Source organism: Variovorax sp. F042 (genome assembly GCF_057814215.1).
The window spans coordinates 99,460-122,941 of record NZ_JBVASX010000006.1; the positions used below are offsets into that span (position 1 = coordinate 99,460).

Below are 23,482 nucleotides of genomic sequence, written 5' to 3' on the forward strand. Positions count from 1 at the left end.
GGTGTTTTGAATCAATCGACACCCGACGAAAGGCCCGCCCATGCCGTCGCGCACGCTGCAGATCCTGCCGCCCGGCTTCATACCGCCGTACCTGCTGAGCCGCCTTGCCGAGCACGCCAGCGCGTCCATCAGCGCGCGTGCAGTGAACACGCTGACGATCGATCGCGAGCACCGCGCGCTGCGCGGCTTCGTGCCGCCAAAGCTTGCCTCGGGCACAGCGAGCACGACAGCCGTGCGGCCACGCCCGGCCCGGCCGAATTCGCCCGAGCGCGCCATCCACGACGCGGCCCGCACGACCACGCTGCCAGGAAAGCTGGTGCGCACCGAGGGCAAGCCCGCCACCGGCGACATCGCGGCCGACGAGGCCTACGACTACCTGGGCGCAACCTGGCGGCTGTACCACGACGTGTACGAGCGCGACTCCATCGACGGCGCGAGCATGCCGCTGACCGGCAGCGTGCACTACGGCAAGGACTACGACAACGCCTTCTGGAACGGCGAGCAGATGGTGTTCGGCGATGGCGACGGCGAGGTCATGAACCGCTTCACCATCGCGGTGGACATCATCGGCCACGAGCTCACGCACGGCGTGATCGACCACGAGGCCGGCCTCGTCTACCAGGGGCAGCCCGGCGCGCTCAACGAATCGATCTGCGACGTGTTCGGCGTGCTCGTCAAACAGCACTCGCTGCGGCAGACGGCGCAACAGGCCGACTGGCTGATCGGTGCGGGCCTCTTCATGCCGAGCGTGAAGGCCAAGGCCCTGCGTTCGATGGCCGAGCCCGGCACCGCCTACGACGACCCGGTGATCGGCAAGGACCCGCAGCCGGCGCACATGAAGGACTTCGTCACCACCTCGCAGGACAACGGGGGCGTGCACATCAACTCGGGCATTCCGAACCGCGCCTTCTATCTGGCGGCCATGGCCATCGGCGGGCAGGCGTGGGAAACCGCAGGCCGTGTCTGGTACGACGCGGTATGCGACAAGCGCCTGCGCCAGGATGCCGATTTCGAGGCCTTCGCAACGCTCAGCACCGACGTCGCCTCGCGGCGCTTCGGCGCTGGCAGCGCGGTGCACAAGGCGGTGGCCGACGCGTGGCTGGCCGTGGGAGTGATCTCGCCATGATCCGCCTGCCGCCACTGGACAAGGCGACCATCGTGCGCGTGACGCGCGAGGGCGGGCTGGCCTACATGCCCGGCCTGTCGCAGCCGCGCAGCTTCCAGCTCGGCGACTGCACTGCCGAACTGCGCCAGCAGATAAGCGACGCGCTGCAAAGCGCGGTACCGCATGCGGGGCAGGCCGGTGCCACGTTGTCCAGCGGCGACCAGCGCTACTACCGTGTCGAGGTGCTCGTTGAAAGCGCCGGAGAAGACCAGAAGATTTCCGTGAGCTTCGAGGTGCCGGAAGCCGAGGCGCCCGAGGCGCTGGTGCACCTGTGGAAGGACGCGGGCAAGCGCTAGTTGCCCGAGACCACCGAGGCGACCAGCCACACGTTGGCCGCGCTGATCACGCCGAACAAGAGCCAGGCCAGCGACTTCACCACCGGGCCGTTGGCAAAGCCGCCCATCATCGCGCGGCTGCTCGTGAAGCGGATCAGCGGCCACATCGCAAAGGGCAGCTGGAAGCTCAGCACCACCTGGCTGAGCACCAGCATCTTGCCCACGCCACCATCGCCGAACCACCAGACGCCGAGCCAGGCCGGGCCGAGCGCCAGCCCGCGCGTGATCAGCCGGCGCTGCCAGCACGGGATCTTCAGGTCGAGAAAACCTTCCATGATGATCTGGCCCGCGATGGTGCCGGTGAAGGTCGAGCTCTGCCCCGAAGCCAGCAGCGCAATGCCGAACAGCGTGGCCGCGAACGCGCTGCCGACGATGGGTTCGAGCAGCCGGTAGGCGTCGTCGATCTCGGTCACTTCGCGGTGTCCCGTGGCATGGAAGGCGCTGGCCGCGAGCACCATGATGGCCGCGTTGACCAGCAGCGCGAGCGACAGCGACACCACCGCGTCGAGCGTGCAGAAGCGCACCGCCTCGCGGCGCGCCGAGTCGGTGTCGGCAATCAGCCGGGTCTGCACGATGGACGAATGCAGGTACAGGTTGTGCGGCATCACCGTCGCGCCGACGACGCCGATGGCCAGGTACAGCGCGCCCGGCTGGTGCAGCCGCTCCAGGCTCGGGCCGAAGCCCATCGCCACGCCGAACCAGTTGGGCGGCGCCATCGCCAGCTCGACGACGAAGCAGCCCGCGATGGTGCCGACCAGCCCGAGCACGATGGCCTCGACACGGCGGAAGCCCGCGCCCTGCAGGCCCAGCACCAGCAGCGTGTCGAAGGCCGTGATGGCGATGCCCACCGGAATCGATACGCCGAACAGCAGGTGCAGCGCGAGCGCACTGCCCAGCACCTCGGCGAGGTCGCAGGCCACGATGGCCAGCTCGGCGCCGAGCCACAGCAGGCGATTGACGCGCGGCGAGTAGTGCTCGCGGCAGGCACGCGCCAGGTCCTTCTGCGCCACGAGCCCCAGCCGCACGCACAGCGTCTGCAGCAGCATCGCCGCGAGGCTCGCGAGCAGCACCACGAACAGCAGGCCGTAGCCGAAGCGAGAGCCGGCCTCGATGTCGGTCGCCCAGTTGCCCGGGTCCATGTAGCCGACCGACACCAGCAGCCCCGGGCCCGCGTAGCGCATCAGCTTCTTGAAGAAAGGCAGGTCTTGCGGGACGGCCACGCTGCCTTTCACTTCGGAAGGGCAGAAGGGCGCAGTGGCCGTGCGGGGCAGCGGGAAGAACATGCGGGCGATGATAGGGACAAGGCCGTGGTGTTGTCGCGGACCGGACCAGCACGACGGCGCCGAATCTCTTAGATTCGACCGTCCTACTACTTTAGCTACTGGAGACTCTTTCAATGATTCACGTCGTCGCCGTCATCACCGCCAAGCCGGGCCAGCGCGCCAAGTTGCTCGAAGCCTTTGCCGCCAACCGCGCGGCCGTGCTGGCCGAAGAGGGCTGCATCGAATACGGCGCCACGGTCGATGCGCAGGGCATCCCGACTTCGAAGGCCAGCTTCGGCCCAGACACTTTCGTGGTCGTCGAGAAATGGCAAACGCTGGCACATCTGCAGGCGCATGCGGTTGCACCGCACATGAAGGCCCACAGCGAGAAGACGAAAGAGTTCACCGAGAGCAAGCTGATCCACGTGCTCGAACCGGTCTGAAGCCGGCCTGAGTTTCCCGCCTTCGCGGGCGGCGCGATGCGTGCTACCTTCGCGCCGGGAGCACGCACCACGGATGCACTATGTATGCATCACGGGATGCCTCGTGGAGAGAGGGAACCAAGGACATGGCGATCTTTCGTTCGCAGGATTGGCGCTTGCGCGCCCTGCTCGCGCCCGGCGCACTGGCCGTCGTCGTTCTGACGACCGGCTGCGCGCCGTTGCTGGCGCCGCCCTACGCGGCCGACTACGAGACGCTCGACCGCCTCGAGGCCACGCGCCCCGGACCGGTGGCGCTCGTGAAAGCGCAACCGACCGAGCCGGAAGAAAAGGTCAACACCGTGCGCCTTCGCAGCGCCAGGCTGCTGTCGCCCAGCGGCAGCTTCGCGCAATACCTGCAGGACGCGCTGATGCGCGACCTCAGCGAGATCTCCGTCTACGACCCGAAGGCGCCCACGCGCATCGCGGCGCGCATCCTGGTCAACGAGATCGACCTCGGCGTGATCAACGGCACCGGCCGCATGGACGTCGAAGTCACCGTCACGCGCGACGGCACGCAGCGCCTGCGCAAGACCTACCGCGCGGAGACCGCCTTCGATTCGAGCTACGCGAGCATCGTCGCCGTGCCAGCCGGACAGGCCGCGTACCCGCGCCTCGTGCGCGCCTTGCTGCGGCAGGTGTATGCCGATCCGCAGTTCGTGGCCGCCATCGGCCGCTGACGTCACAGGCCTGGAGGCGCTTCGATGATGATGTTCTTCTTACTTCCGATGACCGCGATTCGACGTGTCGCGGGCGCGGCACTCGTGGCCCTGGTGTCATCCATGCTCGCTGGCTGCGTGCATCCGATCACGATGATCACCGAGACCGCGCCGCAGCGTTCGCAGGCGCACCTGATTCAGAAGAAGGTCGCCTACGTGATGACCGATGCCGATCGCGACCTGGAAGTCATCACCCCCGGCGGCAGCGGCGACCGCGTGAGCTACTACCCGTACCGCGACCTGGAGAAGTCGATCCGCGATGCGCTGCGCGCGGTGTACCGCGACGTGGTGGTGCTGCGCACCGCCGGTGACGCGAAGGCGAACGAGGCGGCCGGCGTGTCGCTGGTGTTCGCGCCGCGCATCAAGACCGACTCCAGCTCGTCGTCCTTCATCAGCTGGCCGCCGACCTCGTTCACGGCCGAGGTGTCGTGCGTGGTGACCGATGCTGCCGGCGCCGAGGTCACGCACGTGCGTGCGACGGGCAACGGCACGGCGGAGTTCGGCGAGTTCAAGGGCGACTTCGGATTGGCGGCTCGAAGGGCTGCAACGCGATTGACCTCGCAGCTGAGCAGCGAAATTCGCAGGAACGAGAAGCTGCGATAACGGTGGGCAACCGCCCAATAAAAAACGCGCCCGAAGGCGCGTTTTTTTGTTGAAGCCGCGAAGCCTTACTTCGAAACGACCTTCACCATCTCCAGGCACTTGTTCGAGTAGCCCCATTCGTTGTCGTACCAGCTCACGAGCTTCACGAAGGTGCCGTCGAGCGCGATGCCGGCTTCGGCGTCGAAGATCGAGGTGCGCGGGTCGCCGCGGAAGTCGGTGGCCACCACCTTGTCTTCGGTGTAGCCCAGCACGCCCTTGAGCGCGCCTTCGCTCTGTGCCTTCATCTCGGCGCAGATTTCCTTGTACGTGGCTTCCTTCACCAGCTCGACCGTGAGGTCGACCACCGACACGTCGGAGGTCGGCACGCGGAAGCTCATGCCCGTGAGCTTCTTGTTGAGCTCGGGGATCACCACGCCCACGGCCTTGGCTGCGCCGGTGCTCGAAGGAATGATGTTTTCCAGGATGCCGCGGCCGCCGCGCCAGTCCTTGTTGCTCGGGCCGTCCACGGTCTTCTGCGTGGCGGTGGCTGCGTGCACGGTGGTCATCAGGCCGCGCTTGATGCCCCACTTGTCGTTCAGCACCTTGGCCAGCGGGGCCAGGCAGTTGGTGGTGCAGCTGGCGTTGCTGACGATGGCTTCGCCAGCGTACTTCTTGTCGTTCACGCCGTAGACGAACATGGGGGTGTCGTCCTTCGACGGTGCCGACAGAATGACCTTCTTCGCGCCCGCATCGATGTGCTTCTGCGCCGTTTCCTTGGTGAGGAAGAGGCCGGTCGATTCGAGCACGACGTCGGCACCGACTTCGTTCCACTTCAGTTGCGCGGGGTCGCGCTCCTGCGTCAGGCGGATCTTCTTGCCGTTCACGATCAGCGTGTTGCCTTCAACCGTGACTTCGCCCTTGAAGCGGCCATGCACCGAGTCGTACTGGAGCATGTAGGCGAGGTAGTCGGGCTCGAGCAAGTCGTTGATGGCAACGATCTCGATGTCGTTCTTGAAGTTCTGCACTGCTGCGCGCAGCACGTTGCGACCGATGCGGCCGAAGCCGTTGATACCGAGTTTGATAGCCATCTGACTTGCTCCTAAGGTTGAAAAACTTGTTTGTCGTGAACCGGCGCGATCAGTCGCGCAATGCGGCTTCCACCGTAGCGGCCACGTTCTCCGCCGTGAATCCGAAGTACTTGAACAGCTCCGGCGCGGGCGCCGATTCGCCGTACGTGTCGATGCCGACGACGGCGGCGCAGCCGTACTTCCACCAGCCGCCGGTGCAGCCCATTTCGACGGCGATGCGCGGCAGCTTCTTCGGCAGCACGGCCTTCTTGTAGGCGAGGTCCTGGCGGTCGAAGGTGGTGGTCGAGGGCATCGACACCACGCGCACGGCGATCTTCTTGTCGGCCAGCAGCTTCTGCGCGGCAATCGCGAGCTGCACTTCCGAACCGGTGGCGATGATCACGGCCACGGTCTTCTTGTTCTTCAGGCCGACGGCTTCCGGCTCGGACAGCACGTAGGCGCCACGGCTGATGTCGCCCAGCTCCGACTTCGCCGCGTAGGCGATGTTCTGGCGGCTCAGCAGCAGCGCCGTGGGGCGCGACTGGTTCTGCAGCGCCACGGCCCAGGCCACGGCAGTTTCCGCCGTGTCGCCCGGACGCCAGACGTCGAGGTTCGGAATGAGGCGCAGCGAGGCGGCGTGCTCGATCGACTGGTGCGTCGGGCCGTCTTCGCCCAGGCCGATGGAGTCGTGCGTGAACACGTGCACCACGCGGCGCTTCATCAGCGCGGCCATGCGGATGGCGTTGCGGCTGTAGTCGCTGAAGGTGAGGAAGGTGCCGCCGTAGGGGATGTAGCCGCCGTGCAGCGACACGCCGTTCATGATGGCGGCCATGCCGAATTCGCGCACGCCGTAGTTGATGTGGCGGCCGATCTGGCCTTCGGGGTGCTGTTCGGTGGGCTCGGTGCGGACCACGGCGCCGGTCTTGGCGTCGAAGCGCAGCGCGGGCGTGCTCTTGGTGTTGGTGAGGTTCGAGCCGGTCAGGTCGGCGCTGCCGCCGAGCATTTCGGGCAGCGCGGCCGTGAAGGCTTCGAGCGCGAGCTGGCTGGCCTTGCGGCTGGCCACGGTCTCTGCCTTGGTGTGGGCGGCAACCACGGTGTCGAAGGCGACCTGGTGGAAGTCCTTGGGCAGCTCGCCCTTCATGCGGCGGGTGAACTCGGCGGCCAATTCGGGGAACGCGGCGGCGTAGGCGGCGAACTTGTCGTTCCAGGCGGCTTCGGTCTTGGCGCCGGCTTCCTTGTGGTCCCAGTCGGCGTACACCTCGGCCGGGATCTCGAAGGCCGGGTAGTGCCAGTCGATGGCGTCACGCGTGAGCTTGATTTCTTCGGCGCCGAGCGCCTCGCCGTGCGCCTTGGCGGTGCCGGCGCGGTTCGGGCTGCCCTTGCCGATGACGGTCTTGCAGTTGATCAGCGTGGGCTTGTCGGTCGACTGCTTGGCCTTGGCGATGGCCTTGGACACTTCGGCGGCGTCGTTGCCGTCGATCGGGCCGATCACGTGCCAGCCATAGGCGTGGAAGCGTTCGGCGACGTTGTCGATGTACCAGGGCTTGACCTGTCCGTCGATGCTGATGCCGTTGTCGTCGTATAGCGCGATCAGCTTGTTCAGGTGCCAGGCGCCAGCGAGCGCGCAGGCTTCATGGCTGATGCCTTCCATCATGCAGCCGTCGCCCAGGAAGGCGTAGGTGTGATGGTCGACCACGTCGTGGTCCTTGCGATTGAACTCGGCGGCGAGCAGCTTCTCGGCCAGCGCGAAGCCCACGGCGTTGGTGATGCCCTGGCCCAGCGGGCCGGTGGTGGTTTCCACGCCCGGGGTCACGTCGACTTCGGGGTGGCCGGCGGTCTTGCTGTGCAGCTGGCGGAAGTTCTTGAGCTCGCCGATCGGCAGGTCGTAGCCGGTGAGATGCAGCACGGAGTACAGCAGCATCGAGGCGTGGCCGTTGGACAGCACGAAGCGGTCGCGGTCGAACCAGTGCGGGTTGGCGGGGTTGTAGCGCAGGTGTTCGCCCCAGAGTGCGACGGCCATGTCGGCCATGCCCATCGGTGCGCCCGGATGTCCGGAATTTGCTTGTTGGACGGCATCCATAGCCAGAGCGCGGATTGCGTTGGCCATCAGGGCGTGGTTTGCCATGTGCGGTGGACTTTCGGAGGGAAAAGGGAGGATTGGGGTCGGGAGAACCCGCGATTTTACCGGGCGAGCCCAGACCGGCCCCGATACGGCCTGAACACCCTTCCGATGTTCTTGTGCGGCGGGCGGACTGCTAGAGTTGCCACCCATGCATGGGCTGCACCTCACCGCCGACCTTCACGACTGCCAATGCGGCCTTCAATGGCTCACCGACGGCCCCGCCTTGGGGGCGGTCTGCATCAAGGCGGTGTCGGCCGCGGGACTGCAGGCGGTGGGCAAGATAGTTCACTCCTTTCCCGCCACGCTGCAGGGGCCGGGCGGCGTCACGGCCACGGTGCTGCTGGCCGAATCGCACCTGTGCATCCACACCTGGCCCGAGCAGCGCGGCGTGACGCTCGACGTGTACGTCTGCAACTTCGGCGGCGACCATTCGGCCAAGGCACATGCGCTGATGGAGTGCCTGGTGTCGCTGTTCCAGCCTCTTCATAGCGAACGCAACGAGCTGCAGCGCGGCCGGGTCTCGGCGTGAGCGCGGTGACCTCGGTGCGGGCGATGATCCTGGCCGCCGGGCGCGGCGAGCGCATGCGGCCGCTGACCGACGCCACGCCCAAGCCCCTGCTCGAAGTGCGCGGCAAGCCCCTGATGCAGTGGCCGATGGAGGCGCTGGCGGCCGGCGGCTTCACCGAGCTGGTGGTCAACACCGACTGGCTCGGCGCGCAGATTTCGGACCGCTTCGGCCCAGCTCCCTTGCTGGATGGGCGTATTGCGCTATCAATTTCATACTCCGACGAGGGCCGCGACTTCGGCGGTGCACTCGAAACGGCCGGTGGCATCATCCGTGCGCTGCCGCTGCTCGGCGACGTGTTCTGGGTCGCGGCCGGCGACGTGTTCGCGCCGGATTTCGCCTTCTCGCAGGCCTCGGTCGACCGTTTCATCGCCAGCGGCAAGCTCGCGCACCTGTGGCTGGTGCCGAACCCGGCGCACAACCTCAAGGGCGATTTCGGCCTGTCGGCGGACGGGCTCGCGCTCAACACGGCCGACCAGAAGTTCACCTTCTCGACCATCGGCCTCTACCGCGCCGCGCTCTTCGCACCGCCGTACTGCGACATCCCCCCCGGCAACCCGGCCGGCCGCAAAGCCCCATTGGCGCCGATCCTGCGCGCCGCGATGGACAATGAACTCGTGAGCGCCGAGCTCTACACCGGCCCCTGGACCGATGTGGGCACCCCCGAACGACTCGCCCAACTGAACACCACGCCAAGATGACTTCAGCAGCAGCCTCCACGACGACGATCTACGCAGAGCGCCGCGCGCGCCTCGCCTCGCAACTGGGCAAGGACGGCATCGCGATCATCCCGACCGCGCCCGAGCGCCCGCGCAACCGCGACACCGACTTCCTGTACCGCCACGACAGCTACTTCTATTACCTGACCGGCTTCACCGAGCCCAACGCCTGGCTGGTGCTGGCGGGCGACGGCCGCGCCACGCTGTTCTGCGCGCCGAAGGACCTGGAGCGCGAGATCTGGGACGGCTACCGCCTCGGCCCCGACGCGGCGCCCGCGGCACTCGGCGTCGACGAGGCCTTCTCCGTCACCGACCTCGACGCGAAGCTGCCCAAGCTGCTCGAGAACCGCTCGACCGTGTGGTTCCCGTTCGCCATCCACAAGGGCCTGGAAACCCGCATCGACGGCTGGCTGCAGTCGGTGCGCGCCCGCGTGCGCTACGGCGCGCTGTGCCCCGAGGAACAGCGCGACCTGTGCGGCCCGCTCGACGAAATGCGCCTGATCAAGGACGCGCACGAGCAGGACATCATGCGCCGCGCCGCGCAGATCAGCGCCCGTGCGCACGTCCGCGCGATGCAGCTGTCGGCCCGCATGCTGCGCGAGGGCAAGGATGCGCGCGAGTACCACCTCGACGCCGAGCTGCTGCACGAATTCCGCCTCGGAGGCTCGCAGTACCCGGCCTACTACTCCATCGTCGCGGCCGGCGCCAATGCCTGCGTGCTGCACTACCGCGCCGACGCGGCGCCGGTGCGCAAGGGCGAGCTGGTGCTGATCGACGCGGGCTGCGAACTCGACGGCTACGCCAGCGACATCACGCGCACCTTTCCGGGCGACGGCAAGTTCAGCGGCCCGCAGCGCGCGCTGTACGACCTGGTGCTGGCCAGCCAGGACGCCGCGGCCGCCGCCACCAAGGCCGGCAACCGCTTCACCGACCCCCATGACGCCGCGGTGAAGGTGCTGGCGCAGGGCATGCTCGACTTCGGTCTGCTCGACGCCAACAAGGTCGGCAGCGTGCAGGACGTGATCGACTCGCGCGCCTACTTCCAGTTCTACATGCACCGCACCGGCCACTGGCTCGGCATGGACGTGCACGACTGCGGCAGCTACGTCGAGCCCACCCAGGTCGGCGAGGTGAGCGAGCGGAAAGATCCTCTATCCAACGAGGTCATCAAGAACCGGCCGAGCCGCATCCTGCATCCCGGCATGGTGCTGACGCTGGAACCCGGCATCTACGTGCGGCCCGCCGACGGCGTGCCGGAGCAGTTCCACAACATCGGCATCCGCATCGAGGACGACGCGATCGTCACGGCCACCGGCTGCGAGCTCATTTCGCGCGGCGTGCCCGTGAAGGCGGACGAGATCGAGGCGCTGATGCGGGCCTGACGCCCGGACGCCATGAACGTCCAGCCGCTGGCCGCCCGCTACGCCATCGAAACGACGCCTAGCGGCGGGCTTCGGGCCGTGGTGCCCGCGCGCAAGCACTGGCTGCTTCTGCTCTTCATGTGCGTGTGGCTGACTGGCTGGTGCTTCGGCGAGTTCACGGCCGTGAACCAGCTGCTGCACCCGACCCGCCACGACACCGACCGGTGGTTCCTCACACTCTGGCTCACGGGTTGGACCCTCGGTGGTGCGTGGGCATTCTTCTGCGTGCTGTGGCAGGTCTTCGGCCGCGAACTGATTTCGGTCGAAGAAGGGTCGCTGGTTCATCGCGTCGAAATCTGGGGCCTGGGGCGCACGCGCGCCTATGCGGTCCATGCGATTTCACGCCTGCGGGTCGTCGAGTTCTCGTTCGATGTCTTTCGCAATCAACGCGCCGCGATGCCGCCGCTGTTCGGCGCGGGCATGGGACCGATCGCGTTCGACTACGGACAGCGCACCTTCAGGATCGCGCCTTCGCTCGACGAGGCCGAAGCCCGTTCGCTGGTCACGATTTTGGCCGAGCGGTTGCCGCGCGCTGTGCGCGAGCTGTAGCGGGCCGGCGCGATCGCGGTGCCGACGCATTCTTGACGGCCCGCTGCGACACCGGCGGCGACGCATGCCGCGCCTGCAGGAAGTCGATGAACACCCGCAGCTTGCGCGGCATCTGCGCACGGCTGGGGTAGTACAGGTAGAAGCCCGGGAAGGTCGGCCACCAGGGCTCCAGCAGCGGCACCAGCTTGCCGCTTGCAAAGTCTTCGCGCACCGCGCCCTCGAAAGACGTTGCAATGCCCGCGCCCGAGCGTGCGGCGGCCAGCAGCAGGTCGCTGTCGTTGCTGACCAGCGGGCCGGCGAGTTCGACGTCCAGCACGCGCCCGTCCTGCGCGTATTCCCAGCGATAGATGCCGCCCGTGGTCAGGCGGTAGTTCAGGCACTGGTGCTCGCGCAGGTCTTCGGGTGTGCGTGGCAGCTTGCGTCCCTTCAGGTAGCTGGGCGCCGCGTAGGTCACCATGCGCACCGGGCCGCCCACCGGCACGGCGATCACGTCCTGCGCCAGGCTTTCGCCGAGGCGGATGCCGGCATCGAAGCCACCTTCCACGAGATCGACCATGCGGTTGTCGCAGACGAACTCGAGCGTGATGTCCGGGTAGGCGGCGGCGAACGCGCCGAAGTGCGGAAAGAAGAGCAGCTCGGCCGCCACGCGCGAGACATTCAGGCGCAGCAGGCCGGCCGGCTTGTCGCGCGCCTCGTCGATGCCTTCGACCGCCTGCGCGAGCGCGGCCAGCGCGGGCTGTGCACCTTCGAGAAACTGCTGGCCCAGCTCGGTCACGCCGACGCGGCGCGTGGTGCGGTCGAGCAGGCGCACGCCGAGCTTCTGTTCGAGCGTGCGCATGGTCTGCGAGAGGGCCGAGGGCGACACGCCCAGCTCCTGCGCGGCGCGCGTGAAGCTGGCGTGGTGCGCCACGCGGGCGAAGGCGGCAATGGCGGGCAGGAGCTCGGGGGACATGGCGGCCATTATGAAGACGGGCTTCACAAAGAAGCCATGGCCGCCGCGCTGCTAGCTCATGCGTCGAAGCGCACGACGAGCTGCGTTCCCGTATAGGTCGGCGTGACCTTGAAGCCCGGCGCGTTGATGGCTGAAAAGCGGCCGGTCAGCGCGCCGCTGCTGATGACCGTGAGCGTGTCGCCTGCGCTGGGCGCAAAGCCGGGCTTGAAGCTCAGGGTCAGCGTTCCGTCCAGCGCGGCCACGCCGGCCACGCTCAGGCGGCCGGCACCATTGCCGCCGAGATTCAGCTGCAGCGTCGTGCCTGCCAGCTGCGTGTAGGCGCCCGCCATCGTGACCGCCGAAGGCGCATTGCAGACCAGCGTGCCGCCACCGACGTAGACATTGCCCTTGCCGAAGGCCGCTGCGGCATCCGCCTGCAGCGTGCCTTCTGCGAGTTGCGTGCCGCCCGTGTAGCTGTTGCTGCCGCCGAGCGCGAGCGTGCCGCTGCCCTTCTTGGTGAGCTTGCCGGCGCCGGAGATGTTGTTGCGCCAGCTGTCCAGCGCATTGAAGCCGCCGAGGCTGGCGTCCATGGTCACGACCACGTCGCCGTTGAAGACGCCATAGCCGTCGGCTGCGTCGAACAGGTTGAGGCGGCCCCAGCCTTCGGGGTCGTCCATCACCGGGTAGCCCGAAGCCACCGCCGTGGTCTTGAGCACCACGCGGCGCTGGGTGGCGTCGAGGTAGGGCAGGCGCGTTTCGAGCAGCACTTCGGCGCCCTTGGGCACCACGGCCGGCTTGGTCGCATCGGCCACCTGCTTGAAACCGAAGGTCAGGCGGCGCAGGTAATCGGCCTTGCTCGCGGCATGGTCGGCAAAGCGATCGGCCGCGGTGCCTTGCGAATGGGCAAAGCTGTTGAAGGCGGTTGCATCGCTCGCGCCCACGGCGGCCATCAGCACGGACTGCGCCTGCGTGTAGGCCGCGCTCTTGCGCGCGGCGTTGGCGCCGGTGGAAAGACTCGCTGTCGCCACGGCCTGCCCGTGCAGTCGCCCACCGACCACGTCCAGCGGCGAATGCATGCCCGCAAGAATCCGGTTCTCTCCGAGTTCGAGGCCGCGCGCCACCATTTCCTGGAAGCGCTGCGGCACGACGTAGGCGGAGGCGACGGCATCGCGCACCGCCTCGGCCGTGTGGCCGCTCACGAAGCCGCCGTCGGTGGCGGGCGTGCCGCTCTTGGCGGGCTCCAGCGCGGGCACCACCTTCACGCTGCTGCTCCAGCGCCAGGGACGCGCGTATTTGTAGAAGCGCTTGGCAGGCTCGGTGGAGCCGTTCTCGCCGATGTTCTTGAGCAGGTCGACCACCGTGCCGAAGGCCGGGTTCGCGGCACCGGCCACGCCCACATCGTTGCCGCCGTCGTTATAGAGCACCGTGGTGGCGTCCGGTGCGATGCCGGTGATGGTGGTGACCTGCTGCGTGGCCGCGCGCCAGGCGTTCGTGAGCGGGCCCATGCCGTCACTGATGCTGTAGCCCTTGCCGCGGCGGTCGTCCAGGTAGGCGGCCAGCTCCTGCGCGCTGGTGCGCGCATTGGTGACGTCGACGACGTACTGGATATTGCTGTTCAGCACCCCGCTGTTGAGGATCTTGCCGTCGGTGGCGTCGCCCGGAATGCCGCTCCACGTGGATGCAACGACTGCCGGAAAGCTGCCCTGCGCAGGGGCCGACACGCCTGCATCGACCAGCAGTGTGCTGGGCTGCCAGAAGTCGAGGAAGCCGGCCACCACGCGCACGCCGGCATTGGTTTCCTTGGTCGCGTAGCGCGCATCGCCGCGCTGGTTGGTCGCGACGTTGTCGACGAAGGGCGGTATGGCGACCGCATCGGGCACGGGCGCGGTGTCGGTGAAGCCCAGGTCCTTTGGCGGGCCAGCCACCACGACGGCGGGCGGATTCGTGGTTGCCGGCGGTGTGCCGGTGATGGGGAACGAGGCGCCGCCGTCGCTGCCTCCTCCGCATGCCGAGAGGCACAGGGCCGCGACGAGGGTGATGGCGAAGGGCCGGCTGAAAGACGAAAGGGGCGACATGGCGAAATGGATGGAAAGATTGAAAACGCAAGCGAACCGGACCGGTCGTCCGATGCAGCCCGCGCAATCTATCCACGCAACAAGTCGTTTTTATTAATAATCATCTGGCCGAGGGCACAGGTAGGGTCCTGAGCCAGTTAACAAGAGCCCGCCCGGGTCATTTCCCAGCCCATGCCCACCATCCTGCTGATCGACGATCACGCCATGTTCCGCGAGGGCCTGCGCAACGCCGACATCGCGCAGCGGCTGAGCACCACCGAGCGAACCGCGAAGGCGCATATCTCGGCCATCTTCGCCGGGCTCGAGGTGAACAGCCGCACCCAGGCCGTGATCGTGGCCCGCCGTGCCGGGCTCCTGGGCCGCCCTCGCTAGTTTGTGTTATGGCGCTTGCCATTGGCCTTTGGTCCAATGCGCCGCACAAGAGCCCGGCCTAGCATCGAGGCCGATCGTTCCACCACCACAACACACACCCAGATTTCTACATGCTTGATATTCCGCAAACCAGATTCGATGAGCTCGGAAAGAGCCTCTCCGAGTACTACGAGAAAGAAATGTCGGCAGGTGTGCGCATGCTCCTTGACCGGATGCGCACCAAGGACTGGGGCGTGGTGAGCGCGGCCGTCGTCCAGAAGACCGACCTGGTCGAGCGGACCTGGGATGCCTTCCGCGCCAAGTCGAACGACAGCTTCAGCGTGCCGTTCAAGAAGAAGCTCACCATGCTGCTGGGCGAGTACTGCGGCAACACCGCCGACATGCAGAAGCTGGTGCTCAAGGGCGTTGCCGCCGTGGCCAAGGCGGGGCTGGGCGCCATTCCGGTGCCCGGCGCCAAGTACCTCAAGCAGGTGGTGACTGGCACCGTCAAGCTCGGTGGCCTGATCGTCGGCGAGGCCGAAGGCGGCCTCGACCGCTACCTGCACGGCAAGAGCATCCGTGAGGCCGACGGCGTGATCGCAAAGCGCGGCAATGAGGACGCCGCAGCGCTCTTTCGCGACGACCGTGATGCGATGGCCGCCGCGGAAGCGGCCATGTCGCAGTACAAGCACATCGCCAATCTGATCAATTCCATGCCGGACCAGATCACCGGCCTGAACGACGCCGTGCTCTATCCGGGCGTGGCGGCCAAGGTGCGCATGGCCGCGTCCGACCTGCGCCAGCAGCTCATCAAGATCAACGCCTACGTGGAAGGCATGCAGGTGCGTGCCGAGCGCGTTGCCGAGCTGATGCACAAGGACACCGACCAGATCTCGGAACGCATGGTCGATATCGCCAAGGACGTGGTGTTCAATGCGTATCACACGGCCCGCGCGGATGCGCGACAGGTGCTGACAGGCATGAACCCCAAGGGCAAGCCGTACCAGCCCGTCAGCAAGCCGGTGCTCAAGCCGCCGTCGGCGAACGAGGGCGGCGCCACGCAGCTGGCCAACCTGGTCGCCTATGCGCTGGCGCTGGGCAACTACGACGCCTTCGAAATCTCGACGCCCACGCTGGTGTCTTCTTCCAATCCCGCCGTGCCTGTCGGCCGTTCACTCGGCAATGCCGTGGCGCCCATCGGCGGGCAGCCGCCGCGCATCCCGCCACCTGTGCCACCGCGGCCCTGGGTCCGCTGATCAGGCCTCGGGAGGAATGCCGGGGCCGGTGTCCCACACCTCGACGCGAAGGGCATTGCCCGCGCGCCGGCAGCCGACCAGCACGCCACCGTGCTTCGTGTGACGGATGGCGTTGTCGACCAGGTTGCGCAGGATGCGGTCGAGCAGCGCCGTGCCTGCCAGCGTGCAGCGGCGCCAGCGATGCAGGGCCGCGCCGTCTTCTGCAACGCGGTAGCGCCACGCACCCCAGCCACGAGCGGCCGTCAGCACTGCGTTGGCTGCGGCCCAAGTGGCCAGCTGCGCATGCGGCACAACGCGGTACAGCGCTGCGATGACCAGCGCCACTGTGAGCATGACGCCGAGCAGGGCAAAGGGCAGATTGCGCCGCAGTGCGGCCATTCTTGAAGCGGCGCTTCATAAAGCTTGAAGGTGGCACGCCTTTGTTCCACGACGCCCGGCAGGTAACTTTGTCGCAGGCCAACGCTGCCATCTCACCTCGAAAGGACATTCGCCATGAAGCTCGACAACTACCTCACCCTCGGCCGCTCCGGCCTGCGCGTCAGCCCCGTGTCGCTGGGCACGATGACCTTCGGCCAGGAATGGGGCTGGGGGGCGGACGCGGGCGAATCGCGCCGCATGTTCGATGCGTACGTGGACCGCGGCGGCAACTTCATCGACACCGCCAACTTCTATACCAACGGCAGTTCTGAACGGCTGCTGGGCCAGTTCATCGCCGACAGGCGCGAGTCGGTGGTCGTGGCCACCAAATACTCGCTCAACATGCAGCCGGGCAACCCGAACGCGGGTGGCAACCATCGCCGCAACATGGTCCGCTCGGTGGAGGCCAGCCTGAAGCGCCTGGGCACCGACTACATCGACCTGCTGTACCTGCACATCTGGGACAACCTGACGCCCTTCGACGAAGTGATGCGCGCCTTCGACGACCTCGTGCGCTCGGGCAAGGTGCTGTACGCGGGCATCTCCGACACGCCGGCCTGGCAGGTCGCGCGCATGCAGACGCTGGCCGAGCTGCGCGGCTGGGCGCCGCTGGTGGCGCTGCAGATCGAGTACAGCCTGATCGAACGCACCGTGGAGCGCGAACTGCTGCCGATGGCACACGAACTCGGGCTGGGCGTGATGGCGTGGTCGCCGCTGGGCAGCGGTGTGCTGTCGGGCAAGTACACGCGCGCCGACCTGGACTATCGCAAGGACCCCGATTCGGGCGTGACGGGTTCGCGCAAGGACGTGGCCGCAGGCAACGGCGCGCTGACCGCCCGCTCGCTCGACATAGCCGGCGTGGTCGCGCAGGTTGCGAAGGAGCTGGGCCGCTCGCCCGCGCAGATCGCGCTGGCGTGGCTGCTGCACCGTAGTGCGCCGACGGTGATGCCGATCATCGGCGCGCGCACCTTCGCGCAGTTCGAGGACAACCTCGGCGCCCTCGATGTGGAGCTCGACGGCTCCGTGCTGCAGCGCCTCGATGCAGCCAGCGCCGTGGCGATGGGCTTCCCGCACGACTTCATGGCGTTGCCGATGACGCAGGGCGTGCTCTCGGGCGGCAGCTCGGTGCGGCGCGCAGCATGAAGCAGCGGCTGAAGGTCGCGGTGGTGGCGACGCTGGGAGATCGGCATGAGGTGATCCCGGCCTCGCGCCACGGCGCGCTGCGCATCATGTGACCGACGCCGCCAGCAGCAAGCTGCACAGCGTGACCGACACAGCGGCAAATGCGATCCAGTGAAAGCGCCGCGGCGCATAGCTGAGCAGCCCCACCGTGGCCAGCGCGGCTGCCGTGAGCGCGCCCAGCCAGAGCACCCAGCCGATCGTGCTGCCCGCCGCCCGCAGGCTTGCGACCAGCGACAGGCACAGCAGCGCGGCGCCACCCAGTTGCAGCCAGCGCCGCCACGGGCCCGGCGTGCTGCCGCGGCCGAAGACGTCTTCGCTGTGGCGGTCCATCGCGAGGCTCAGCGCGCAGAAGCCCGCGAGCGATGCGGCGAACACGAGGCCGAGGAGCAGCGAGTCCGTCGTCATGAACCCTGGCCCGAAGTGGCGAGCGTCGATGGTGGTGGTTGCGTCTTCGCTGCCGCCTGCTTCGCAATCGACTTGCGCCGCTTGCGCTCCACGATCCATGCCGCGCCCGCGAGCCCCAGGCCCAGCGCGATCACGACCAGGTCGAAGCCCGCCACCGAGGTCGGGCCGGTGCGCAGGCTCACGGTCAGCGGCGCGGGGCCGGTGAACGCATTGAGCACCGGCAGCCCCACGAACAGCAGCGCGCCCAGCGCAAGCTGCGCCTGCCACATGCGCAAGGTGGGACGCAACAGGCCCAGCACGGCAGTCGCGCCCCAGACGATGAAGAACCAACGGATCTCCGCCTCGCCACGCTCGGCCACGTCGACCGGCAGCAGGCGGTTGGCCCAGAAGAAGGCGGCCATCGCGACGGGCAGGCCGGCGATGGCGCCGAGATTCAGTCCGTCGACCAGCCGCAGCCCGAAGCTGACGCGCCCGCCCTGCTTGAGCGTCTTCGCGAACTTCTGCCGCTCCTTCACGGCCCACATCAGAAGCCCCGTCGCAACCATCAGGCAGCCCGCAAGCCCCGAGAGGAAGAACAGCGCGCGCAGCAGCGGATCGCCAAAGCGGCCGATGTGCAGGCCGTAGAGCACGCCGCGCGTCTCGGCCGCCGGCTTGGGCACGTCGCCGAACGCGCCGATCAGCGCGCCGGTCGCGCCGTTGAACTGCATCGACGGCTGGTCGTACGACAGCTGCGGCCCCTCGGCGCGCGTGAGCGAGACCACCGCGTTGGCGTCGTTGGGCTGATGCACCGTGACGCGGCCCACCGCCGCGCCGCCCCAGTGCGCGGAGGCCTGCGCCATCATCGGCGCGATGGGCGCGAGCGGCACCCTGTTGCCCGAGGCCTTGATCTGGTCGCGGCCACCGCCCGGGAAGGCCTCGGAGAAAAAGGCCTGCTCGCCGCCGCGGTCCTTGTAGGCCACCTGCGGGCCCCAAGGCATGTACATGAACATCAGTGTGACGAGGCCCGTGTACGTGATCATCAGGTGATAGGGCAGCGCGAGCACGGCCGTCACGTTGTGCGCATCGAGCCACGAGCGCTGGCCCTTCTTCGGGCGGAAGGTGAAGAAATCCTTGAAGATGCGCTTGTGCGTGACGATGCCGCTGAAGATCGCCACCAGCATGAACATCGCGCAGAAGCCGACGATCCAGCGTGCCCACAGCGCGGGCATGTAGTGCAGGTCGAAGTGCAGCCGGTAGAAGAATTCGCCGCCGCGCGTGACGCGCGGTGCGCTGACGGCTTCGCCGGTGGCGGGGTCGAGCGAGGCGCGGTCGAAGCGGCGGCGGGGTTTCTCGCCTGGCTTGGCACCAGTAGCTGCTGCTGCGCCGGCCGGTGCGGGCGGCGCGAGGTACAGCACGTCCGTCGACGGCTGGCGCTCATTCGGCAGGTTGATGAACCAGCGCGGGCTGTCCGCGGCGCGTTGCTGAAGATAGGCCATGGCACTCTCGACGGCCTTGACCGGCGGCACGGCGTTCTGCGCGACTGCATGCAGCTCCGGCTTCATCCAGAACGTGATCTCGTCCTTGAAATACGAAGCCGTGCCGGCCGCGAACACCATGAACAGCACCCAGCCGACCAGCAGGCCCGACCAGGTATGCAGCCATGCCATCGACTGGCGGAAGCCCTCCTTCATGCGGCGCCTCCGGTGGTGCGCATGAGCAGCAGCAACAGCGCGGCCAGCGGCGCCGCGACGATGACGAGGCCGGACCAGGCCCGCAGCGCGGTGCGCGCGGCAAAAACCCACATCACTGCGAACGCGAAGATGGCGAAGGAAGCGAGCGTGCCGGTCATCGCGGCTTCGCTGCGGGCCATGCCGAAGGCGGCGGGCAGGCAGAGCGCGAGCACGGCGGCGGACAGGGCGGCGATGCCATAGCCGCCGAAGATGGCTGCTACTGCGCGAGAGGCCACGCCTAGGCGATAACGAACGCCGATGGTCACGGCGCGCGCCGGACGGCGGGCGGGGTCGTTCGGAGATTCATGAAGAGGGAAAAGGACTGGCGAAGATGAGAATGATACTCATCTGAAGAAAACTTTCCCCTGCCACCCAACCTGCGAGCCGGGGCTTTCGCTCCGGCTATGGCAACTTACTTCGCCTGCAGCAATGCCCCAACTTCCAGCAGCACCAGCTCGTTGTCATCCGCCTTGTTCGGCTCGCGGCTGCTCGAGAAGGGCAGGTTGTTGTCGTTGCCGACCACGATGTGCGTGGCATCGACCACGTCGACGTTCTCGATCGTGAAGAACGGGAACTTGAGCACGCCGTCGTTCAGCGGCTTGCGCGCGAGCTTGTCGGGGTCGGCGATGTTCAGCAGGTCGATGTAGCCGATCTTGCGCACCGGGCCGCCCACGTTCGCGTCGTTCAGCTCGACCTTGTAGACGCGCTTGAACTTGGCGATGTCGTGGAAGCAGTCGGTGCGCTTCTGGCCTTCGGGGCAGGCCTTGTCGCTCGTGCCTTCGCCGTTGTCGCGCTCGATGATGAGGCCCGTGGTGCCGTCGATCATGTTGAAGTCGCCGATGGCGTTGCCATTGGCTTCGAGCACGTACTTCCAGTGACGGCCGGTCCACTTCTCGGTGGCCACGTCGAACTCCAGCACGCGCAGCGCTTCCTTGCCTTCGACCTTTTCGTAGTCCTTGGCCTCGGCGTTCCACACCGGGCCTTCGAGCAGCGCGTAGAGCTTGCTGCCGTCCTTCGACGAGGCCATGCCTTCGAAACCCTTGGAGCGCTTGATCTGGAAGTCGACCGCGCCACCCGGTGCGCCCGGCGTGGTCACGGCCGGATGGTCGGGCGAGCGCACGACCTTGCCGTCGACCTGCGTGTCGAACACCGCGAGCACCTTGCCCTTCAGGTCGGCCTTGATGAGGAAGGGGCCGAATTCTTCGCCGATCCACAGCGCGCCGCCGGCAAACTGAAAGCTCTCGGGGTCGAAGTCGGAACCGGTCAGGTAGCGCTGCTTGGTGCCTTCGTGGACGATTCGGAAGGGCACCTTCTTGTCGGGGTCGTGCAGGAAGATGGTGTTGATGCGATTGAGCTTGCCGCCCTTGAAGTCCACCTTGTAGTGGTTCAGGTAGAGCATGAAGTCGGGCGAGTTGGCCTTGGCGCCCGCACCGTTGTCAGTGAGGATCCAGAAGCTGCCGTCGTCCATCTTCTTGATGCCCGAGTGGCCCTGCAGGGGCTGGCCCTTGAAGGGCACCGACACACCCGTGCCGCGGCCACCCGACAGGCCTTCGACCGTGCCGACCGCCTCGACGCGCTTGCCGGTCGTGAACTTGCCGCTGACCTGCAGGTCGGCCGGCGCGTCCTTGGGCGCCGCCACAAAGCTTTGCGCAGGCAGCACGGCGTGGCCGGAGAGCGTGGCGGGGAAGGCGGTCTGTGCACCCGCGGCGCCGCATGCGAGTGCAGCGGCAAGGGCAACGAAGGAAAGGGAGGCAAGACGTGTCATGAGCAGGAAAGTGTTCAAGTCGAAAACGCGTGACCATGCCGAGGAGGCGTGACGCCGCCATGACATCCCTTCAAGGTGCGATGTCGACCGTCACTTCGCGCGACTCGGCGCGCCCCTGGTCGTCGACCGCGCGCAGTACATAACGCCGACCCGACGCCGCGAGGTCAGGCATCCACGTGATGCCTTCGCCGGGCGCGGCGCGGCCGATGAGCGCATCGTCGGCAAACCAGTAGATCGCCTGCGTGCCCGCAGCGGCTTCGGCGCGCAGCACCAGAGGTTCGGGCTTCTTCACGCGCAGTGTGTGGCGCACGCCGCGCAGGGGCGAGGTGATGAGTGGCGCGCTTTCAGGTGCGTCGCCGTCTTTCTCGCAGCCATCGGCCGGTGCGCTCGCGCGCGGCAGGCCGGCCTGGCGGAACAGGCGGCGCATGTCGCTGCCCCATTGCTCCACCACCTGCTGGCGCGCATTCGGTTGCGGGCCGCAGACCACCTTGCCGGTCGTCTCGTCGACCCACACCGCGCGGTGCAGGTTGCTGACCTGGATCGGCGACTTGCCGGCGATGAACCACGTCATGGTGCGCACCGGACACAGCGCATCGGGCAGGCCGCCCGTCGCAGCGCAGACTTCGACCTGCCGCAAGTCGGGCGGCTGGCGCGACGCGACCTCGCCGGGGTCGAGCCGCTCGGCGCGCAGCGCATCGACCATGCGCAGGAACAGCGGCGCGGCCGCATCGACGCCCACCAGCGCTGGGTTGCTGGTGCCGTCGAAGTTGCCCACCCACACCACCAGCACGTGCCGGCCGAACACGCCGGCCGTCCACGCATCGCGAAAGCCCCAGGACGTGCCCGTCTTCCATGCGATAGCGGGGCGCGCGGGCAGCGTGGTGTCGGGGCGCGGCGTGTGGCGCAGCATGTCGAGCGTGATGAAAGACGCCTCCTCGCTCAGCAGGCGCAGCGGCTGCACGGGTCGCTCGTCGGGCGCGGGCTGCGTGTAGCGAATGGGCTGCGAGATGCCGCCATTGGCCAGCGTCGCGTACATGCCCGCCAGCTCCTCGGGCGTGACCTCGCCACCACCCAGCACCAGCGCAAGGCCGTAGTGCGATTCGCTCTGCAGCTTCTGCACGCCCGCAAGCCGCATGAAGTCGTAGAGCCCCGGCTTCGAGAGCTTGGCTGCCACGGCGACCGCGGGCACATTGCGGCTGCGGATCAGCGCCTCCTGCGCGGGCAGCGGACCAGCAAATCGATGGTCGAAGTTCTCGGGCGTGTAGGGGCCGAAGGAGGTCGGCGCATCCTTCAGCATCGTCTTCGGATGCAGCAGCCCCTGGTCGAGCGCCAGCGCGTAGATGAAGGGCTTGAGCGTGGAGCCCGGCGAGCGCTTGGCCAGCACGCCGTTGACCTGTCCCGAGATGGCGTCGTTGCGAAAGTCGGCCGAGCCGATCATCGCGCGCACCTGCATGGTCGAAGCGTCGAGCAGCAGCGCGCTCGCGTTGGTCATGCCCACGTCGGCATGCGTGCGCAGGTACTGGCCCATCACGCGTTCGAGCGTGGCCTGCATGCGCAGGTCGATGGTGGTGCGCACCTCCTGCACGCCGCGCTCCTGCGCGAGCAGCATGTCGGTGGCGTGCGGAGCAAGAAAGGGCAGGCTGCCACGCGACTGCGCCGACAACGCGAGCTGCGCATCGGGCGCGTGCTGCTTCGCGGTCGGATCGCGTTCGGCCCACAGCGCCCACAGTCGTTCGCGCGCCGATTGCAGCTCGGCATTGCGGCCGCGCTCGGCGATGCGCTTGACGGGGTTCTGCGGAATCACTGCAAGCGTCAGCGCTTCGGGCAGGCTGAGCTTCGCGGCGTCCTTGCGGAAGTAGATGAGGCTCGCGGCCTGCACGCCTTCGATGTTGCCGCCGTAGGGCGCGGTGTTGAGATACGCCTCCAGGATGTCGTGCTTGCTGAAACGCGCCTCCAGCCACAGCGCCGCGAAGATCTGCGCGACCTTGCCGGTGGGCGTGCGGCTGTCGATGCCGTAGACACGGCGCGCGAGCTGCATCGTGAGCGTGGAGCCGCCCTGCCTGCGTTCGCCGCTGGCAATGCGCCAGGCGCTGCGCGCCAGCGCGGCAGGGTTGACGCCGGGGTGCGCGTAGAAGCGGCGGTCTTCGTACAGCAGCACCGCATCGACCAGCGTGGGCGAGATGCGATCGAGCGGCACCCAGAGCCGGTACTGCTCGTCACCCGCGAGCGTGAGGCGCAGCAGCTCGCCGCCCTGCGCATACACGGCGCGGGAGCTGCCGACGGTTTCGCTCAGCGCCGCATGCGGCCACAGACGCAGCAGCGCGAGCACGAAGACAGCCGCCAGCGCCCATAGCGCGGGCTTGCGCAGCCTTCTTCCTGCAGACGCGATGCCGATGCGCATGGCGA

23 protein-coding genes are annotated in these 23,482 nt (G+C 67.6%); 12 read left to right on the top strand and 11 right to left on the bottom strand.

From position 1 onward, the window contains the following. Positions 1-40 precede the first annotated feature (40 nt). Both ACZYSP_RS20000 and ACZYSP_RS20005 read left to right on the top strand, forming a co-directional pair. Positions 41-1,126: a M4 family metallopeptidase gene (locus tag ACZYSP_RS20000; RefSeq protein ID WP_489016111.1), complete on the top strand. Its 1,086-nt coding sequence runs from the start codon at positions 41-43 to the stop codon at positions 1,124-1,126. Beyond that, entirely contained in the window at positions 1,123-1,461 is a 339-nt protein-coding gene (locus ACZYSP_RS20005) for a protealysin inhibitor emfourin (RefSeq protein ID WP_489016113.1), read from the top strand. Before ACZYSP_RS20000 ends, ACZYSP_RS20005 begins: the two co-directional genes overlap by 4 nt. Here the strand turns inward: ACZYSP_RS20005 and ACZYSP_RS20010 are convergent. Continuing rightward, positions 1,458-2,783 (bottom strand): Nramp family divalent metal transporter, encoded by a 1,326-nt coding sequence (locus ACZYSP_RS20010; RefSeq protein ID WP_354336513.1) that lies wholly within the window; start codon positions 2,781-2,783, stop codon positions 1,458-1,460. The two genes, ACZYSP_RS20005 and ACZYSP_RS20010, sit on opposite strands and share 4 nt — an antisense overlap. 113 nt (positions 2,784-2,896) lie before the next feature. Here ACZYSP_RS20010 and ACZYSP_RS20015 point away from each other — a divergent pair, with 113 nt between their 5' ends. From ACZYSP_RS20015 to ACZYSP_RS20025, 3 genes are all read left to right on the top strand, one after another. Continuing rightward, on the top strand, positions 2,897-3,205 hold the full coding sequence (locus tag ACZYSP_RS20015) for a putative quinol monooxygenase (RefSeq protein WP_093055072.1): 309 nt from the start codon (positions 2,897-2,899) through the stop codon (positions 3,203-3,205). Between the two features lie 125 nt (positions 3,206-3,330). Beyond that, a complete protein-coding gene (locus ACZYSP_RS20020; RefSeq protein WP_354336511.1) occupies positions 3,331-3,921 on the top strand; it encodes a YajG family lipoprotein in 591 nt (196 codons plus the stop codon). Positions 3,922-3,969: 48 nt separating this feature from the next. Beyond that, positions 3,970-4,563 carry a hypothetical protein gene (locus ACZYSP_RS20025; RefSeq protein ID WP_256216732.1) on the top strand — a complete coding sequence of 198 codons (594 nt, stop codon included), beginning with the start codon at positions 3,970-3,972 and terminating at the stop codon, positions 4,561-4,563. A gap of 65 nt (positions 4,564-4,628) precedes the next feature. Here the strand turns inward: ACZYSP_RS20025 and gap are convergent, their stop codons facing one another. Then, positions 4,629-5,630, bottom strand: coding sequence for a type I glyceraldehyde-3-phosphate dehydrogenase (gene gap / locus ACZYSP_RS20030; RefSeq protein WP_093076388.1), 1,002 nt, complete (start codon positions 5,628-5,630; stop codon positions 4,629-4,631). 49 nt (positions 5,631-5,679) lie between these two features. Next, positions 5,680-7,734 (bottom strand): transketolase, encoded by a 2,055-nt coding sequence (gene tkt, locus ACZYSP_RS20035; protein ID WP_097197584.1) that lies wholly within the window; start codon positions 7,732-7,734, stop codon positions 5,680-5,682. Positions 7,735-7,879: 145 nt separating this feature from the next. On the opposite strand from tkt, the gene ACZYSP_RS20040 reads away from it, so the two are divergent. Genes ACZYSP_RS20040 through ACZYSP_RS20055 form a run of 4 tightly spaced genes read left to right on the top strand, consistent with a single transcriptional unit; the run spans position 7,880 to position 10,985 of the window. Beyond that, on the top strand, positions 7,880-8,260 hold the full coding sequence (locus ACZYSP_RS20040; protein WP_354336507.1) for an S-adenosylmethionine decarboxylase family protein: 381 nt from the start codon (positions 7,880-7,882) through the stop codon (positions 8,258-8,260). Between the two features lie 23 nt (positions 8,261-8,283). Next, complete coding sequence (locus ACZYSP_RS20045) at positions 8,284-8,997, top strand: nucleotidyltransferase family protein (protein ID WP_354336855.1); 714 nt, start codon at positions 8,284-8,286, stop codon at positions 8,995-8,997. Continuing rightward, entirely contained in the window at positions 8,994-10,397 is a 1,404-nt protein-coding gene (locus tag ACZYSP_RS20050; protein WP_489016118.1) for an aminopeptidase P N-terminal domain-containing protein, read from the top strand. Before ACZYSP_RS20045 ends, ACZYSP_RS20050 begins: the two co-directional genes overlap by 4 nt. Before the next feature lie 12 nt (positions 10,398-10,409). Continuing rightward, positions 10,410-10,985: a hypothetical protein gene (locus tag ACZYSP_RS20055; protein ID WP_489016120.1), complete on the top strand. Its 576-nt coding sequence runs from the start codon at positions 10,410-10,412 to the stop codon at positions 10,983-10,985. Here the strand turns inward: ACZYSP_RS20055 and ACZYSP_RS20060 are convergent. Next, entirely contained in the window at positions 10,939-11,937 is a 999-nt protein-coding gene (locus ACZYSP_RS20060) for a LysR family transcriptional regulator (RefSeq protein ID WP_489016122.1), read from the bottom strand. The genes ACZYSP_RS20055 and ACZYSP_RS20060 overlap by 47 nt on opposite strands. Positions 11,938-11,993: 56 nt before the next feature. Then, positions 11,994-13,991, bottom strand: a complete 1,998-nt coding sequence (locus ACZYSP_RS20065) for a phosphatase PAP2 family protein (RefSeq protein WP_093076395.1) — start codon at positions 13,989-13,991, stop codon at positions 11,994-11,996. Between the two features lie 171 nt (positions 13,992-14,162). On the opposite strand from ACZYSP_RS20065, the gene ACZYSP_RS20070 reads away from it, so the two are divergent. Continuing rightward, positions 14,163-14,363 carry a response regulator transcription factor gene (locus ACZYSP_RS20070; RefSeq protein WP_093076397.1) on the top strand — a complete coding sequence of 67 codons (201 nt, stop codon included), beginning with the start codon at positions 14,163-14,165 and terminating at the stop codon, positions 14,361-14,363. 197 nt (positions 14,364-14,560) lie between these two features. Further along, positions 14,561-15,598: a hypothetical protein gene (locus tag ACZYSP_RS20075; RefSeq protein ID WP_143062575.1), complete on the top strand. Its 1,038-nt coding sequence runs from the start codon at positions 14,561-14,563 to the stop codon at positions 15,596-15,598. On the opposite strand, the gene ACZYSP_RS20080 is transcribed toward ACZYSP_RS20075, so the two are convergent. Next, on the bottom strand, positions 15,599-15,976 hold the full coding sequence (locus ACZYSP_RS20080; RefSeq protein WP_354336502.1) for an ATP-binding protein: 378 nt from the start codon (positions 15,974-15,976) through the stop codon (positions 15,599-15,601). Positions 15,977-16,090: 114 nt separating this feature from the next. Between ACZYSP_RS20080 and ACZYSP_RS20085 the strand changes: the two genes are divergently transcribed. Continuing rightward, positions 16,091-17,158, top strand: coding sequence for an aldo/keto reductase (locus tag ACZYSP_RS20085; RefSeq protein WP_354336501.1), 1,068 nt, complete (start codon positions 16,091-16,093; stop codon positions 17,156-17,158). A gap of 84 nt (positions 17,159-17,242) precedes the next feature. Here ACZYSP_RS20085 and ACZYSP_RS20090 read toward each other — a convergent pair whose 3' ends face one another. The 5 genes from ACZYSP_RS20090 to pbpC form a co-directional block, all read right to left on the bottom strand. Continuing rightward, complete coding sequence (locus ACZYSP_RS20090; protein ID WP_354336499.1) at positions 17,243-17,602, bottom strand: DUF3325 domain-containing protein; 360 nt, start codon at positions 17,600-17,602, stop codon at positions 17,243-17,245. Continuing rightward, on the bottom strand, positions 17,599-19,272 hold the full coding sequence (locus ACZYSP_RS20095) for a PepSY-associated TM helix domain-containing protein (RefSeq protein ID WP_354336498.1): 1,674 nt from the start codon (positions 19,270-19,272) through the stop codon (positions 17,599-17,601). Before ACZYSP_RS20095 ends, ACZYSP_RS20090 begins: the two co-directional genes overlap by 4 nt. Beyond that, positions 19,269-19,577: a DUF3649 domain-containing protein gene (locus tag ACZYSP_RS20100; RefSeq protein WP_093076406.1), complete on the bottom strand. Its 309-nt coding sequence runs from the start codon at positions 19,575-19,577 to the stop codon at positions 19,269-19,271. Before ACZYSP_RS20100 ends, ACZYSP_RS20095 begins: the two co-directional genes overlap by 4 nt. Positions 19,578-19,723: 146 nt before the next feature. Beyond that, positions 19,724-21,076 (bottom strand): esterase-like activity of phytase family protein, encoded by a 1,353-nt coding sequence (locus ACZYSP_RS20105; protein ID WP_426390921.1) that lies wholly within the window; start codon positions 21,074-21,076, stop codon positions 19,724-19,726. Between the two features lie 70 nt (positions 21,077-21,146). Further along, positions 21,147-23,477, bottom strand: coding sequence for a penicillin-binding protein 1C (gene pbpC, locus ACZYSP_RS20110; RefSeq protein ID WP_354336494.1), 2,331 nt, complete (start codon positions 23,475-23,477; stop codon positions 21,147-21,149). Positions 23,478-23,482: the final 5 nt, after the last annotated feature.